Source organism: Amycolatopsis sp. WAC 01416 (assembly GCF_003947485.1).
Taxonomy (GTDB): Bacteria; Actinomycetota; Actinomycetes; order Mycobacteriales; family Pseudonocardiaceae; genus Amycolatopsis.
In genome coordinates, this window is the sequence record NZ_QHHX01000001.1 from 145,167 (window position 1) to 159,108 (window position 13,942).

Consider the following 13,942-nt stretch of genomic DNA (forward strand, 5'->3'; position numbering starts at 1 on the left):
GCGTGACCCAGCGCCGGAGAAACAACGAAGAGCCGGGCGCCACCCCCGACGTGGCGCACCGGCTCTTCGCTGTGCGCGGACCATCCCCCGACGATCCGCGCTCCCCGCCCTCCGGAACAAGGCCCCGACCCGTACGCCGGAGGGAGCTGGAGACTGTGTGGTTGTCGTACAACCATCCACGGCCATCGGCCGTGAACTCAAGTTCTTTCACTCTCAAGGACGCCATCTGCGTCGATTTGTTGCCCCGAATGACCCAGAATCGTCCGACTGTTACCCGATCGTGACGAACCGGGCCGGTTCATTGCCCGAAGTACCCGAATCCGGTGGTGACCAAACTTACCGCCACGGAACTGGTACTCGCGTACCAAAGTAGTTCATACTGGTACGCGTGTCCCAGTCTGTGTCCGCCTCCGCCGAGAGCCACCGCACCTCCCTCGCCGACTACCGAGCCGCGCTGACCGCGCCCGGATCCCGCGCGGCGGTGATCGCGTCCCTGCTCGCCCGCCTGCCGATCGCGATGATCGGCATCTCCGCGCTGCTCTACGTCCAGCGCGAGACGGGCTCCTTCGCCTCGGCCGGGCTGGTTTCGGCCGGGTCGCTGGTGGGCGTCTCGGTCGGCGCGGTCGTGCAGGGACGGCTCATCGACCGCTTCGGGCCGACACGGCCACTGCTGACCACCACGGTGTTCTTCGCGCTGGCGATGACCGGGCTGGTGTTCGCGATCGAGGCGCACGCGCCGACCCTCGTGCTGGTCCCGCTCGCCTTCGGCACCGGGATCACGGAACCGATGGTCGGCTCGGCTTCCCGGGCACTGTGGACACGGCTGCTGCCCGCCGGGCCGACGCGGAACGCCGCGTTCTCGTATGAGGCGATCAGCATGGAGGTCTTCTTCATCCTCGGTCCCGGGTTCGCCGGGCTGCTGATCGCCGCGCCGTGGGCTGGCACCGGCATCGTGGCCGGCTCGCTGACGATGATCGCGGGCGCGGTGCTGTTCGCGCTGAGCCCGACCGTGCGGGCCTGGGGACCGTCGCCGTCTTCGGGCGGCAAACTGCTCGGCGCGCTGGCCAGCCCCGGGATGCGCACGCTCGCGATCGCCGCGCTGGGCTTCGGCGCCGTGATCGGCTTCGTCGAGGTCGCCGTCCCGGCGGCCGCCGCCGAAGCGGGGAACACCTCCATCGGCGGGCTGCTGCTTTCGGCCTGGTCGGTCAGCTCGGTCGCGTTCGGCGTCGCGTACAGCCTGCGCCCGTGGCCGCGTCAGATGGGCCTGCGGCTGCCGGTGCTGCTGGCGGGCTTCGGCGCTTTGGTGGCGCTGCTCGCGCTGCCGGGTTCGCTCTGGGGCCTCGCGCTCGCCATGCTCGCCGCGGGCGCGCTCATCACGCCGCAGTCGACGACGCATTCGGCGGCCATCGAGATCGCCGCGCCGAAGGGCACGGCGGCCGAGGCGTTCGGCTGGGTGCTCACCGCGGTGACCCTCGGGCTGGCGTTCGGGCAGTCGATCAGCGGTTACCTCGTCGAGCACGCCGGGCACGAAGCGGCGTTCCTCGCCGCCGGCGCCGTCGGGTTCGCGCTCGCCGCGGTGGTGTGGCTGATGCGCGGCACCTTCCGCCCGCGGCCTTCCGGGCCCGTCGCCGAAGCCCCCGAACTTGTCGGTGCCGCCCGCTAACTTGCGGGCATGGACCTGACTGCCGACACCCGTTCCCTCTCGTCCGCCGTTTCCGCCGCCGCACGGTTGCTGTCGGCCCGCTCCGGTCTGCTCCTGCGCGCCGGACGGGAAGGCCTGACCGTCGGCGGCAGCGACAGCGAACGAGCGGTCCGCCTGACCAGCGACGCCATGGTCCACACCGATGGCGAGGTCGTCGTCCCGGCCGGGCCGCTCGCGGAAACGCTGCGGATGCTCGACGGCGACTTGGTGCGCTTGGTCCTCGAGGGATCACGGCTGGCCGTGCGCGTGGAAGGCGGCCGGTTCGCGCTTCCGTTGCTGAGCCGCGAACCGAACCTCCCGGACCTGCCGCCGAAGGTGTCCGAAGTGGACGGTCACGCGCTGGTGACCGCGTTGCGCACGGTCGCGGGCACGGCCGCCAAGGACGACGCGCTGCCGATGTTCACCGGCGTCCGCGTGCAGAGCTTCAGCCGTGAGCTGCGGCTGACGGCGTCCGACCGGTACCGGATGGCCGTCGCCACCCTCCCTTTGCGTTCCGAGGGCGAGCCGATCGACGCGCTCGTCCCGGCGGGCCTGCTGGCCGAGACGGCGAAGCAGGCTCGCGGCATCGTCGGCCTGCACGGCGACCGGACCAGGTTCGGGCTGAGCTGGGCCGGAGTCACCGTCACCACCGCCGTCCTCGACGCGGGATTCCTTTCGGAGAAGCTGATCGAGTCGTCCACTGTGGACACGACGGTCGAGGTCGCCGCCGACGCGCTGGCCGCCGCCGTGCGCCGGGTGGGCGTGTACGCGGACGAGCGCCGGGTGCTGACGCTGGAGGTCGGCGACTCGCAGCTGCGGCTCGCCAGTTCGAAGCAGGACACCGGTGAGGCCGAGGAGACCTTGAAGGCCGAGGTTTCGGGCGGCCGGACGTCGCCCTCCTTCCAGGCGCGCTACCTGCTGGACGCGCTGCAGGGTTTCGCCGGGGAGCGGGTGCGGCTCGACATCCAGCCCGGTATGCGGGCCTGCGTCATCCGCGCGGTGGAGCCGGGCGATGTGGAGCTGACGTATTACGTGATGCCGATGCTTCCGCGCTGACATCGGCCCCTACTGTCCACAAAGGACCTACCGAGGGCGAACGTCGTGTTGCGAAAGCCACTTTCGCAACGTTGAGGGTTGCGAAAGTGGCTTTCGCAACGGGGCGATGGCGGCGTAGGCGTGCCGAGGAGCGCAACGGCCTCGCCCTCCCGCGGATGTCGCGAAAGCCACTTTCGCGACGCCTGACGTCCCCAAAGTGGCTTTCGCGACGCCACCTCGGCGCTGAATCGCGACGCGGTCATCCCCTGCCGAACGCTATGAAAGGTCCTTTCCTTGCAAATTTTGCAAGGAAAGGACCTTTCATGGCATTTGGCGACTCAGGCGGAAGCGGCCTTCACAGCGGCCTCGATCTCACCGAACGAAGGGTTCACCATCGCCTTCGAGCCCACGAAGACCGTCGGCACGACCTCGTTCCCGTTCGCCACCGAACGCACCCGCGCGGCGGCGTCCGGGTCCTCCCAGATGTTGACCCGCTTCACGGTGAAGCCGCTCTTCGACAGCGGCCGCTCCAGCGCGGCGCAGAACCCGCATCCGGGGCGCCAGTAGAACTCGACCTCGACGTCACTCATTCGCCGTCCTCCGACCTCAGGTAGTCCAACTGTGCCTGCACACTCCACTCCGCGGGCGCCCACAGAGCCTTGTCGACATCGGCGTAGACGACCTCGACGACCTGACGCGGGGTGGCGTCCGCGCCGAGCGTCTCCAAGGCCGAACGCACCTGGTCGAGCCGTTCTTCCCGGTGCGCCAGGTATTCGCGCGCGGTCGCGGCCAGATCGGGCAGTTCCGGGCCGTGGCCCGGCAGGCCGATGGTGCCGCCGGGCAGCTCGATGAGTTTCCGCAGCGAGCGCAGGTAGTCGCCGAGGTCGTGCAGCACGGTGGTGCCGCGGCCGAGGATGGTGTCACCGGTGAGGATCTGCCCGTCGGACACCAGGCAGATCGAGTCGCCGGTGTGCCCTGGCGTGTGCAGCACAGACAGCCGGACGCCGCCCGCCTCGATCACTTCACCGTCCACAAGGGACTTCCCGCCGACGCAGAGCGACTCGTCGAAGGCCCGCACCGGCGCGCCGACGCGGTCGGCGAACCATGGCGCGCCCTCGGCGTGGTCGGGGTGGTGGTGGGTCAGGACGATCAGCTCGACGGCGCCGGTCTCCGCCAGCAGCGTCAGGTGCTCGACGTCCTCGTGGCCGGGGTCGACGACCACGGAACCGGACGCGCCGGATCCGCGCAGCACCCAGGAGTTGGTGCCCTCCAACGTCATCGACGACGGGTTGTGCTCCAGCAGCACGGAAGCCGTCGGCGTCACCTGGCGCAGCACGCCGTACGCGGGGGCACTCACGCGAGGTCCAGGATGACGCGGACCTTGTCGCCGTCGCGCACCAGCGTCGGCATGATCTTCGAGATCTCGCGTTCGACGGCCTGAGCCGCGGCCGCCGAGTCGAGCTCGGCCAGTTCCGCGAGCGTGATCCAGGTCGGGGGCATGAGCATGCGTCGCCCCTCCTTGGCGTCGGCGATGGCCTCTTCCGGCCGCTGCCAGCCGGAGCTGACGGCCTCGGAAGTGGCGCTGTCCGCGTCTTGCCCCTCGGGCAGCACGGCGACGAAGAAGCAGGTGTCGTAGCGGCGCGGTTCCTGCGGCGGGGTGACCCAGTTCGCCCACGGGTGCAGGAGATCCGCGCGCAGCGTCAGGCCGTTCGCCTCGAGGAACGCGGCGAGCGAGAGCTCTCGGGAGACCAGCTTTTCGCGGGCGTCGTGGTACGGCGTCGTGTCGGTGACGACGGTGTCCCCGGTGCTCGCGAGCAGCACGCCCGACTCCTCGAACGTCTCCCGCACGGCCGCGCACACGAGGGCGCGGGCCAGCGATTCGTCGCAACCGAAGCGTTCCGCCCACCAAGCGGGCTCCGGGCCCGCCCAGCTCACCGAGGTGTCGACATCGCGGGAATCCACGCCACCGCCGGGGAAGACGGTCATCCCGCCCGCGAACGGCATGCCCTTCACCCGATGCTGCAGGAAGACCTCGACGCCGCCGGCGCCGTCGCGGAGGAGGATCACGGTCGCCGCGTCCTTGGGCGTCACCGGCTCGCCGTCGGCGTTGGCCCGGGTGCCCACCCCGGCCCCCACCGGGATGTCGAATGTCAGTTCTTCAGCCACACCAGCAACCTAACATCGCAATTCGGCACCTGGTTGCGATCGTTGCGCGTGCAACTATCGCAACCAGGTGCCGAATTGCGTGGGACTTGCTACGACCAGCTCGAGCCGCTGCTGCGCGAAGCACCGTTCAGCCGGATCTTCGCCGCTTCGGCGCGCTCCCGTTCGGCGAGCTCGGCGTGCAGCTCGCGCAGGAGAGCGCGGTCGCGCTCGCTCAGGCTGGGGTCGTCGAGGTCGAGAGCGGGCAGCTCGACGACCTCGTGCATGCTCGGTTTGCCCGTGGCGATCTCGCGGCCCTTTTCCGGGTCCTCCTTGAGCGCCTGGCGCAGCTGCGCCACTTCGGCCGGGGTCAGGTCGGCCGTGCGCTCGGCGCGGGTCTCCGCCCGCGATTTGCGCGGCGGCGCCGTCTCCGGAGCGGGCGTCGCCGGCGCGGGCGCCTGCTGCACGATCGGCACCACCGGCGCGATCGGCTCGACCGGTTCGTGCGTACTGCTGCTGACCGGCCGCAGCCCATGCCTGCTCGGCTGCTCCTTGACCGGCTCGGGAGCCGGGGCGGGAGCGGGCGGCGGAGTCACCGGCTCGGACCGAAAGTCACTGGAATGGGTACTCCCGGTGACCCAGACAGGACTCGCGGCCGACGAAGCGGCCTGGTGGTACGCGGACCGCGCGACGCCGGGTCCCGCGACCTCGACGACCGAACGGATGCCCGCGCGGCGAAGCGCGGTGTCCACGCGGAACGCGACCGCGGGCGGATTGCCCTCCGGGCCGATCTCGACCAGGACGACCCGCTGCGGCAACGCACCGGGCACGCTGCCGGCGGGCGTATTCCGCCACACCGCGTGCACCGACCGGACGTCCGGCAGCACCTGCAGGGTGCGGTCGAGCGCCTCGGCGAGGCCGAATTCGGGCTGGTTCTCGCCGGTGAACCGGTGGGTGAGCACCGGCTCGTCCTCCTCGACGACCAGCAGGTCGTTCGCCAAGGTGGCGTCGGACCGGCTCATCTCGAGGACGAGGGCGAGTTCACGTTGTTCGGACGAGCCCACCGGGATCTTCCCCGCGATCAGGGTGCCGGTGGTGAGCTCCACCGCTTCGTCGATGTGCGCACGCGCGATCAGCTCACGCGCTTCGGTCAAAGCACTGTCGTCGATACGACCCGCCAGGGCCAGTAACAGGTTGTGCAGGCGCAGGGGCACCGAGAACCCGTCCATGGGCGGGCCGTCGTGGACCTCCACCATTGCTCTGCTCCCTCCCGGCTCGCCTGGTGGAGCGAGCGTTAAGCGGCGACCAGCCGACTTCCGGTGTCCACCGCACCCACACAGACGAGCTCGGAGTTGGCGAGCGCGGTGCGGTGATAGCCGGTGAGGTCGATGCTCGGCGGGAGAACCTCGACGCCGGGCTCCTCGTCACCCAGCACGCGCAGGACGCGCTGCAGTTCACCGGTCAGCCTCGGCAGCCCGTTCAGCGCCGTGACCAGGAGGACTCGTTTCGCCCCACCCTCGCCGACCACACCGAGGTGTCGCCAGCTTTGCCGCACTTCACCCACATCCGGCCGTCCCCGCAACGTCGCGTGGATCAATACGGACACAGAGTCGACGGAGTTCACCCATTCGGGCGCACTCTGCGTGAATGTGTACCTGGTCTCGGTGACGTCGTCTACCCCCAGGGTGGAACTCACCTGATGCCAGTCGGCGCCGTGAGGAATGAGCCCGGCGACTAGCAGGCGATATTCGGTTTGATCGAGGTCGATCCTGTGCTTAAGCAAAGACCTCGGCAGGGTCCGCGCGAGCGTCCCCATCGCGCCTTCGCCCAGCCAGTCACGGAACCGCCACAGGAGCTGGTCCGGCAGCCGTCCGGCCAGCCGGAGCAGGAGCTCGTGCGAGGACTTCTCGATGTCCGGGTCCATCACTTCACCTCCACGATCAGTTCGATCTCGACCGGCGCCCCGATCGGCAACTCGGCGACGCCGACGGCAGAACGGGCGTGGATGCCCGCCTCGCCGAAGATCTCGCCGAGCAGCTCGGACGCCCCGTTGATCACCGCGGGCTGACCGGTGAAGCCCTCCGCGGACGCCACGAACCCGACGACCTTGACCACCCGGACCACGTTGTCGATCCCGGCGACCGAGTCGACCGCGGCGAGGGCGTTCAGGATCGACGTCCGCGCGTACTGCTTCGCCTCTTCGGGACTGACCTCGGCGCCGACCTTGCCGGTCGCTTCGAGCTCACCCTTGACGAAGGGCAGCTGCCCGGACGTGTAGACGTGCGAACCGGTGCGAACGGCGGGCACGTAGGCCGCCAGCGGCGCGGCGACGGCCGGCAGTTCGATACCGAGCTCGGCGAGTCGATCGCTCCAGGTCATGGCTTCAATCCCTCAGTTCTTGGCTCGTTTGAGGTAGGCGACGTGCTGTTCGCCGGTCGGGTTCGGGAGCACGGTGACGAGCTCCCAGCCGTCCTCGCCCCACTGGTCGAGGATCTGCTTGGTGGCGTGGATCAACAGGGGGACGGTCGCGTACTCCCACTTGGTGGCGCTCATGCCCGGGAGCGTAGCCAAACCGGCAAGGGCGCCCGACACACATGCGGAAAACCCTCTCGCGACCGGTTCGCCGAATTCCCGTCGATGTGGTTCACTTCACACCTACTCGGGAGTAGATAGGACGCCGACATGCGGACGACGAAGTCCCTCGCCGCCACTTTCGTGGCCGCCGCCCTTGCCCTGGTCTGCTCTTCACCGGCCATCGCGGAGGAGGAACTCCCCGTCCCGTGGACGCTCGCCGCGGCGCTGCCCGCGCAGGCGGCGAATCCCGGCGGCCCGCCACCCGGCTCGAACGACTTCGGCTGCCGCCCGAGCGAGGCCCATCCGAATCCGGTGGTGCTCACCCACGGGCTCGGCGCCAACCAGACGGTGAACTGGCAGACGTTCGCCCCGCTGCTCAAGAACAACGGGTACTGCGTCTTCTCCTTGACCTACGGCGTTCCCGGGAAACCGCTGCCGATCTACCAGCCCGGCGGGCTCCTGCCGATGGAGCAGAGCGCGAAGGAACTTTCGTCGTTCGTCGACAAGGTGCTCGGCGCGACCGGGGCGTCCAAGGTGGACCTCCTCGGGCATTCCGAGGGAACGCTGATGCCTTCCTATTACGTGAAGTTCCTCGGCGGAGCGTCCAAAGTGGACAAGTACGTCAGCCTGACGCCACTCTGGGAGGGCACGACCTTGTTCGGCGCCTCGCAGCTGTACGCGCTCGCGGGCGCGCTGGGGCTCGCGGCCGGGTTCAACGGCGTCCTCGACCCGTTGTGCGGCTCTTGCCGCCAGTTCCTGCGCGGCTCGGAGTTCCTCACGAACCTGCGGTCGGGCAACGGCGTCTTCCAGCCGGGTGTGACCTACACGAACATCATGACCCGCTACGACGAGGCCGTCGTCCCGTACACGAGCGGCATGGGCAAGGGCCCGAACGTGAAGAACATCGTCCTGCAGGACGGCTGCCTGCTGGACCTGGCCGAGCACGCCGGCGTCGCCGCCGACCGCAACGCCGCCGGGCACGTCCTCAACGCACTGGACCCGGCGCATGCGAAACCGGTCCCCTGCGTGCCCGCGACCCCCATCGGGAGCTGACCCGGTCACCTGGGTCGTGAGTGGCGATTCGGGTTAGAACCCGAATCGCCGCTCACGACCACCTGTACCGCCCCGCTACCGTCACCTCCATGGAGACCTGGCGCATCATCGCGACCTCCTTGCTGGCGCTCGCCGGGCTGCCGCTGGTGCTGGTCCTGATGGCGAAGGCACGGGACCGCACGGACAGCTCGGGAGGCGTCGCGATCACCGGCGCGGTGGCCTTCGTGGTCCTCCTGCTGCTCGGTGTGGTGATGCTCACGGTGCTGCCCGGAGCTTTGACCTGGAGTCTTCTGGGATTGGTCGCGGCTGCGCTCGGCGTCATGATGCTGGCGAGCTGAAGGCTCAATTAGGGTGGGACCGGTGAGCACACCCCTTGCCGGCTGGACCGACGAACTCGCGAGAGCCAGGCTGCATTTCGTCACCGGTAAGGGCGGGACGGGCAAGACCACGCTCGCCGCCTCGCTGGGCCTCGCCCTCGCCAAGGGCGGGCGCCGCGTGCTGCTGATCGAGGTCGAAGGCCGCCAGGGCATCGCCCAGCTCTTCGACACCGAGCCGCTGCCGTACGCCGAGCAACGCATCGCTGCCGTCCCCGGCGGCGGGGAGCTGCGCGCCCTGCACATCGACGTCGAGGCCGCGCTCCTCGAATACTTCGAGATGTTCTACAACCTCGGCTTCGCGGGGCGGACGCTGCGGCGGATGGGCGCGATCGAGTTCGCGACCACGCTCGCGCCGGGTCTGCGTGACGTCCTGCTCACCGGGAAGATCAAGGAATGCGTCGGCCGGACCGAATCGGACGGCCGGCACACCTATGACGCCGTCGTCGTCGACTCGCCGCCCACCGGCCGGGTCGTGAAGTTCCTCGACGTCACCAAGGCGCTGACCGACCTCGCCAAGACCGGCCCGATCCGCGGCCAGGCCGACGGCGTCGTCCGGCTGCTGCATTCCGGCGAGACCGCCATCCACCTGGTGACGCTGCTCGAAGAGATGCCGGTGCGGGAAACCGTCGAAGCGGTCGCCGAACTCGACGGCGCGGATCTGCGCCCCGGCGCGGTGCTGGTCAACCGGGTCCGCCCGCCGCGGCTGCCCGCCCGTTCGGTGACCGCCGCCGCGGACGGCCGCGTCGACGCCTCGCGCGTCCGCGCCGGGCTCGCGTCGGCCGGGCTGAACCTGCCCGACAGCACCCTCGACGCGTTGGTCGAGGAGACCGTCGAGCACGCCGTGCGGGTCGCGGCCGAACAACGCGCCCGCGAGCAACTGGCCGAAGCCGATCTGCCGGGCCTCGAACTGCCGGACCTGACCGACGGGGTGGACGTCGCGGCGCTCTACGACCTCGCCGAGGCGCTGACCGAGCAGGGAGTGCGCTGATGTCGGACGTCCTGGAGATCGACAAGCTCATCGACGATCCGGAGAGCCGGGTCATCGTGTGCTGCGGATCCGGCGGGGTCGGCAAGACGACCACCGCGGCGGCGCTGGCGTTGCGCGCGGCCGAACGCGGGCGGCAGACGGTGGTGCTCACCATCGACCCCGCCCGGCGGCTGGCGCAGGCGCTCGGCCTGCGCGAACTGGGCAATCACCCGAAGCAGGTGCAGGTCGAGGGCTTCGAGCCCAAGGGCGAACTCTGGGCGATGATGCTCGACATGCGCCGCACCTTCGACGACATGGTGCGCGTGCACGCCGGCCCGGAACGCGCCGAGCAGCTGCTGCAGAACCCCTTCTACCAGACCATTTCCACGTCTTTCTCCGGCACGCAGGAGTACATGGCGATGGAGAAACTGGGGCAGCTCGCGGCCACCGACGAGTGGGATCTGATCATCGTCGACACGCCGCCGAGCCGCTCCGCGCTGGACTTCCTCGACGCGCCGACACGGCTTTCCAGCGCACTCGACGGCCGGATGATCCGGCTGCTCACCGGGCCCGCGAAGGCCGGCGGCTGGGGCCTGCGCAAGGTCGTCAACGCCGGGTTCTCGATGTTCGCGAAGGCCGTCTCGACGATCATCGGCGGCCAGTTGCTGACCGACGCTTCGGCGTTCATGCAGGCCTTCGACAGCATGTTCGGCGGCTTCCGCGAACGCGCGCGCAAGACCTCCGAACTGCTGCGGTCCGGCGGGACGTCGTTCCTGGTGGTGGCCGCGCCGGAGCCGGACGCGCTGCGCGAGGCGTCCTACTTCGTGGAGCGGCTTTCGGAAGAGAGCATGCCGCTGGCCGGGCTGGTCGCGAACCGGACGCATCCGGTGCTGGCCCCGTTGTCCGGCGCGGAGGCCATCGCGGCCGCCGAGCAGCTCGCGAAGGGCGAGGCCGGCGCGCCGCTGGCCGAAGCCGTCCTTCGCCTGCACGCGGATCGTGTCGCGCTGGCCGATCGAGAGACGCGGCTGCTCGCCAGGTTCACGCGGGCGCATCCCGAGGTCCCGCTGGTGCGGGTGCCCGCGCTCCCCAGTGACGTGCACGATCTCGAAGGCCTGCGCGACATCGGCGTTCGCCTCGCCACCCAGTCCTGAGTTTCCGTGAAGGACCCCTTCCCTACCTTGGACTCAGGGAAGAGATCCTTCACGGAATCATGATCACGAGACTCGGACGCGTACGTCTTCCTCTTCGTCGATCCCGGTGAAACTGCGCTTCGCCGCTTCAAGCAGGTCCGCCCAGCTGGTCACGTCCGGCCGCCGCCGCAGCAGCGCCCGCCGTTCCCGTTCGGTCATACCTCCCCAGATGCCGAAGTTGATCCGGCCATCGAGCGCCTCGGCGAGGCATTCCGTCCTGACCGGGCAACCGAGGCAGACCGCCTTGGCCCGGTTCTGTTCCGCCCCCCGGACGAACAAGCCGTCCGGATCGGTGTCGCGGCACGACGCATTGACTCGCCAGCTCGACTGGTTGGTTTCCATACCCCCAGCTCCCTACCCTGGTGTTCGACACACCACGGGAGGACGAAAAGCCTGCGCTCCTGCCCCCATGAGCGTGTCTCCCTGTGTGCTCACGTCGGTTGAGCCGACACCTCCCCGGTGCCGGTGCCTCCGTTCGGTCGAATGCGACTGCCGCTCGCACTCACCCGTCTGTCGGCTTTTTCATACGTGAGACGTTGACGGACTGTAGGGGCCCTCGGTTCCCCCCGCCAAGCCCTAGAATGCCTCCCGTTACCAGCCGTCACCACATGGGGTCGATTTCGTAATCAATTCCCCACCCACAGCGAGGCGACGTCACGGTGGGCTAACGGGTTCCGCGTACCCTGGTCCGCGTGCGCAAAACGGACGGTCTGCTGAAGCTCATTGGCCTTTGTGTGCTCGCGGGGGTGCTGGTCGCGGGGATGTTGTTCCCGGTGGCGGGTGCCGCGGGGGTGCTGTCGAACCAGGCGAGCGAGACCGTCGACAAGACGTCATCGGACCTCGCGGACATTCCGCCGCCACTGGTGACGACGATCACCGACAACACCGGCAAGCAGATCGCGACGCTGTACAAGCAGTTCCGCATCCCGACGACCGAGACCCAGATCAACGACGCCATGAAGTGGGCGCTGATCTCGGTCGAGGACAAACGCTTCTACGAGCACAACGGGGTGGACTGGAAGGGCACGCTGCGCGCCGCGGTCAGCAACAGCACCGGCGGGGACACGCAGGGCGCCTCGACGCTGACCCAGCAGTACGTCAAGAACTACCTGATCAACGTCGTCTACCGCGACGACAAGCCGGGACAGAAGCGCGCACAGGAACAGTCGGTCGCCCGGAAACTGAAGGAAGCCCGGATCGCGATCCAGCTGGAAACCAAGCTGAACAAGATGCAGATCCTGACCGGCTACCTGAACGTCGTCGAATTCTCGCGCGAGATCTACGGCGTCGGCGCGGCCGCGAACGCGTACTTCAACACGCCCGTCGAGAAGCTCACGGTGCCGCAGGCGGCGTTGCTGGCCGGTCTGGTGAACAACCCGGTCGTCAACGACCCGTGGAAGAGCCCGGCGAAGGCGACCGAGCGCCGCAACCTGGTGCTGGACCGCATGGTCGACAACCAGAAGCTCGCGAAGGCGGACGCGGAACGCTTCAAGGCCGAGCCGCTCGGCGTCGTCGAAGGCGGCCCGCAGAAGCCCGCGTCGAACTGCACCGGCGCCGGCCCGGAAAACGGTTTCTTCTGTCAGTACGTCGAGGACTATCTCCTCAAGAACGGCATGACGAAGGACGATCTCTACACCGGCGGCTACCAGATCAAGACCACTTTGGACGAACGGGCGAACCACGAAGCCAAGATGTCGGCCGAAGCCCAGGTCAAGAAGACTCAGGACAACGTCGCGAACACGCTCTCCCTGGTGAAGCCGGGCAAGCAACGACACGAAGTCGTGGCGCTGGCGGCGAACCGTGACTACGGACTTCACGAAGATCAGGGCCAGACGACCTTCGCGTTGCCTTCCGGCGTCTACAACACGGGCGGCGCGGGGTCGGCGTACAAGGTCTTCACCGCCGCCGCGGCGCTGGAAGCGGGCGTGGCCGGGATCAACAGTCCCCTTCCCGTGCCCGACTTCTACACCTCCCACGTGTTCGCCGGTGGTGGCCCCAGATGCGCCCCGACCGGACCGCCGATGCGTTCCCGCTGGTACTGCCTCGGCAACGCGGGTGACTACAACCCGGCGGGCGGCGCCATGTCGATGCAGCAGGCGCTGGCGACTTCGCCGAACACGGCGTTCGTGGCGCTCGAGGAAAAGGTCGGGAGCACGGGGCCGATCGTGGAGATGGCGCGCAAGCTCGGCATGCGCGACACCATGGCCAGCAACCTCGGCGGTGGCGCCGTCGACCCGAAATCCGACAATCCGGGTGCCAACGCCAGCCAGCTCCAGGCCTTCGGCCCGCGGCCCGGCTGGCCCGGGAACGCCTCGTTCACCCTCGGCCCGGCCCCGCTGAGCGGTCTGGAACTGGCGAACGTCGGCGCGACGATCATGAGCGGTGGCGTCTGGTGCCCGCCGACCCCCCTCGCCGGTGTCACCGACCGGGACGGAAAGCCGGTGCCCGTCAAGGAGGCCGCTTGCGAGCAGGTGGTGCCCGAAGGCCTCGCCAACACCCTCGCGGTCGGCATGAGCCGGGACAGCCAGCCCGGCGGGACATCGGCAGGCGCCGCGAGCGGCGCCCGGTGGAACCGGCCGGTGATGGGCAAGACCGGGACCACCCAGAGCAACGGCTCGGGAACGTACCTCGGGGCCACTCCGCAGCTCGCGGGCGCGGCGATGGTGTTCCGCCCGAAGGGTGGAAACGGCGGCCTGTGCTACCTCGGCCCGGGTAACGTGACCACTCGCGGCTGCGAAAACATGTTCGGCGGGAAGACGCCGGCGCAGACCTGGTTCGGGGCGATGTCGAAGATCCTCGAAGGCCAGGAGGCGCTGCCGCTGCCGCAGCCGGACCCGAGGTACATGGGCGGCGGACGCTGACCATGTTCACCAGCGCAAATCACGATGAGTCACAGGAATCTAACTTTGAGTGAGCGGCTGGC

At 69.1% G+C, this 13,942-nt stretch carries 15 protein-coding genes; 7 read left to right on the forward strand and 8 right to left on the reverse strand.

Annotated features, from left to right (window positions below):
* The first annotated feature begins 400 nt into the window (after positions 1-400).
* Both DL990_RS00710 and dnaN read left to right on the forward strand, forming a co-directional pair.
* Positions 401-1,663: an MFS transporter gene (locus tag DL990_RS00710; RefSeq protein ID WP_199746201.1), complete on the forward strand. Its 1,263-nt coding sequence runs from the start codon at positions 401-403 to the stop codon at positions 1,661-1,663.
* A gap of 9 nt (positions 1,664-1,672) precedes the next feature.
* Positions 1,673-2,737, forward strand: a complete 1,065-nt coding sequence (gene dnaN / locus DL990_RS00715) for a DNA polymerase III subunit beta (protein WP_125797609.1) — start codon at positions 1,673-1,675, stop codon at positions 2,735-2,737.
* Positions 2,738-3,054: 317 nt separating this feature from the next.
* Here the strand turns inward: dnaN and DL990_RS00720 are convergent, their stop codons facing one another.
* From DL990_RS00720 to DL990_RS00750, 7 genes are all read right to left on the reverse strand, one after another.
* Positions 3,055-3,306 (reverse strand): glutaredoxin domain-containing protein, encoded by a 252-nt coding sequence (locus DL990_RS00720; RefSeq protein ID WP_125779656.1) that lies wholly within the window; start codon positions 3,304-3,306, stop codon positions 3,055-3,057.
* The gene (locus DL990_RS00725; protein WP_125791122.1) at positions 3,303-4,073 is read right to left on the reverse strand and encodes an MBL fold metallo-hydrolase; all 771 of its coding nucleotides are present in this window, start codon (positions 4,071-4,073) and stop codon (positions 3,303-3,305) included. The genes DL990_RS00720 and DL990_RS00725 overlap by 4 nt, the downstream gene beginning before the upstream one ends.
* Positions 4,070-4,882: an NUDIX domain-containing protein gene (locus tag DL990_RS00730; protein WP_125797610.1), complete on the reverse strand. Its 813-nt coding sequence runs from the start codon at positions 4,880-4,882 to the stop codon at positions 4,070-4,072. Before DL990_RS00730 ends, DL990_RS00725 begins: the two co-directional genes overlap by 4 nt.
* A gap of 89 nt (positions 4,883-4,971) precedes the next feature.
* On the reverse strand, positions 4,972-6,114 hold the full coding sequence (locus DL990_RS00735) for a hypothetical protein (RefSeq protein WP_125779662.1): 1,143 nt from the start codon (positions 6,112-6,114) through the stop codon (positions 4,972-4,974).
* 38 nt (positions 6,115-6,152) lie between these two features.
* Complete coding sequence (locus DL990_RS00740; RefSeq protein WP_037318589.1) at positions 6,153-6,782, reverse strand: hypothetical protein; 630 nt, start codon at positions 6,780-6,782, stop codon at positions 6,153-6,155.
* Positions 6,782-7,237, reverse strand: coding sequence for a RidA family protein (locus DL990_RS00745; protein WP_125779664.1), 456 nt, complete (start codon positions 7,235-7,237; stop codon positions 6,782-6,784). Before DL990_RS00745 ends, DL990_RS00740 begins: the two co-directional genes overlap by 1 nt.
* A 12-nt stretch (positions 7,238-7,249) precedes the next feature.
* Positions 7,250-7,411 (reverse strand): DUF4177 domain-containing protein, encoded by a 162-nt coding sequence (locus tag DL990_RS00750; RefSeq protein ID WP_005166970.1) that lies wholly within the window; start codon positions 7,409-7,411, stop codon positions 7,250-7,252.
* 129 nt (positions 7,412-7,540) lie between these two features.
* Here DL990_RS00750 and DL990_RS00755 point away from each other — a divergent pair, with 129 nt between their 5' ends.
* The 4 genes from DL990_RS00755 to DL990_RS00770 all read left to right on the forward strand — a co-directional run bounded on the left by DL990_RS00755 (position 7,541) and on the right by DL990_RS00770 (position 10,980).
* Positions 7,541-8,485, forward strand: coding sequence for a triacylglycerol lipase (locus DL990_RS00755; RefSeq protein ID WP_125797611.1), 945 nt, complete (start codon positions 7,541-7,543; stop codon positions 8,483-8,485).
* Positions 8,486-8,574: 89 nt separating this feature from the next.
* Positions 8,575-8,823 carry a hypothetical protein gene (locus tag DL990_RS00760; RefSeq protein ID WP_125797612.1) on the forward strand — a complete coding sequence of 83 codons (249 nt, stop codon included), beginning with the start codon at positions 8,575-8,577 and terminating at the stop codon, positions 8,821-8,823.
* A gap of 22 nt (positions 8,824-8,845) precedes the next feature.
* Positions 8,846-9,850: an ArsA-related P-loop ATPase gene (locus tag DL990_RS00765; RefSeq protein ID WP_125779669.1), complete on the forward strand. Its 1,005-nt coding sequence runs from the start codon at positions 8,846-8,848 to the stop codon at positions 9,848-9,850.
* Positions 9,850-10,980 (forward strand): ArsA family ATPase, encoded by a 1,131-nt coding sequence (locus tag DL990_RS00770; RefSeq protein WP_125779671.1) that lies wholly within the window; start codon positions 9,850-9,852, stop codon positions 10,978-10,980. The genes DL990_RS00765 and DL990_RS00770 overlap by 1 nt, the downstream gene beginning before the upstream one ends.
* Before the next feature lie 63 nt (positions 10,981-11,043).
* On the opposite strand, the gene DL990_RS00775 is transcribed toward DL990_RS00770, so the two are convergent.
* Positions 11,044-11,361, reverse strand: coding sequence for a WhiB family transcriptional regulator (locus DL990_RS00775; protein ID WP_020632155.1), 318 nt, complete (start codon positions 11,359-11,361; stop codon positions 11,044-11,046).
* A gap of 350 nt (positions 11,362-11,711) precedes the next feature.
* Between DL990_RS00775 and DL990_RS00780 the strand changes: the two genes are divergently transcribed.
* Complete coding sequence (locus DL990_RS00780) at positions 11,712-13,880, forward strand: transglycosylase domain-containing protein (RefSeq protein WP_125779673.1); 2,169 nt, start codon at positions 11,712-11,714, stop codon at positions 13,878-13,880.
* The last annotated feature ends 62 nt before the right edge of the window (positions 13,881-13,942 follow it).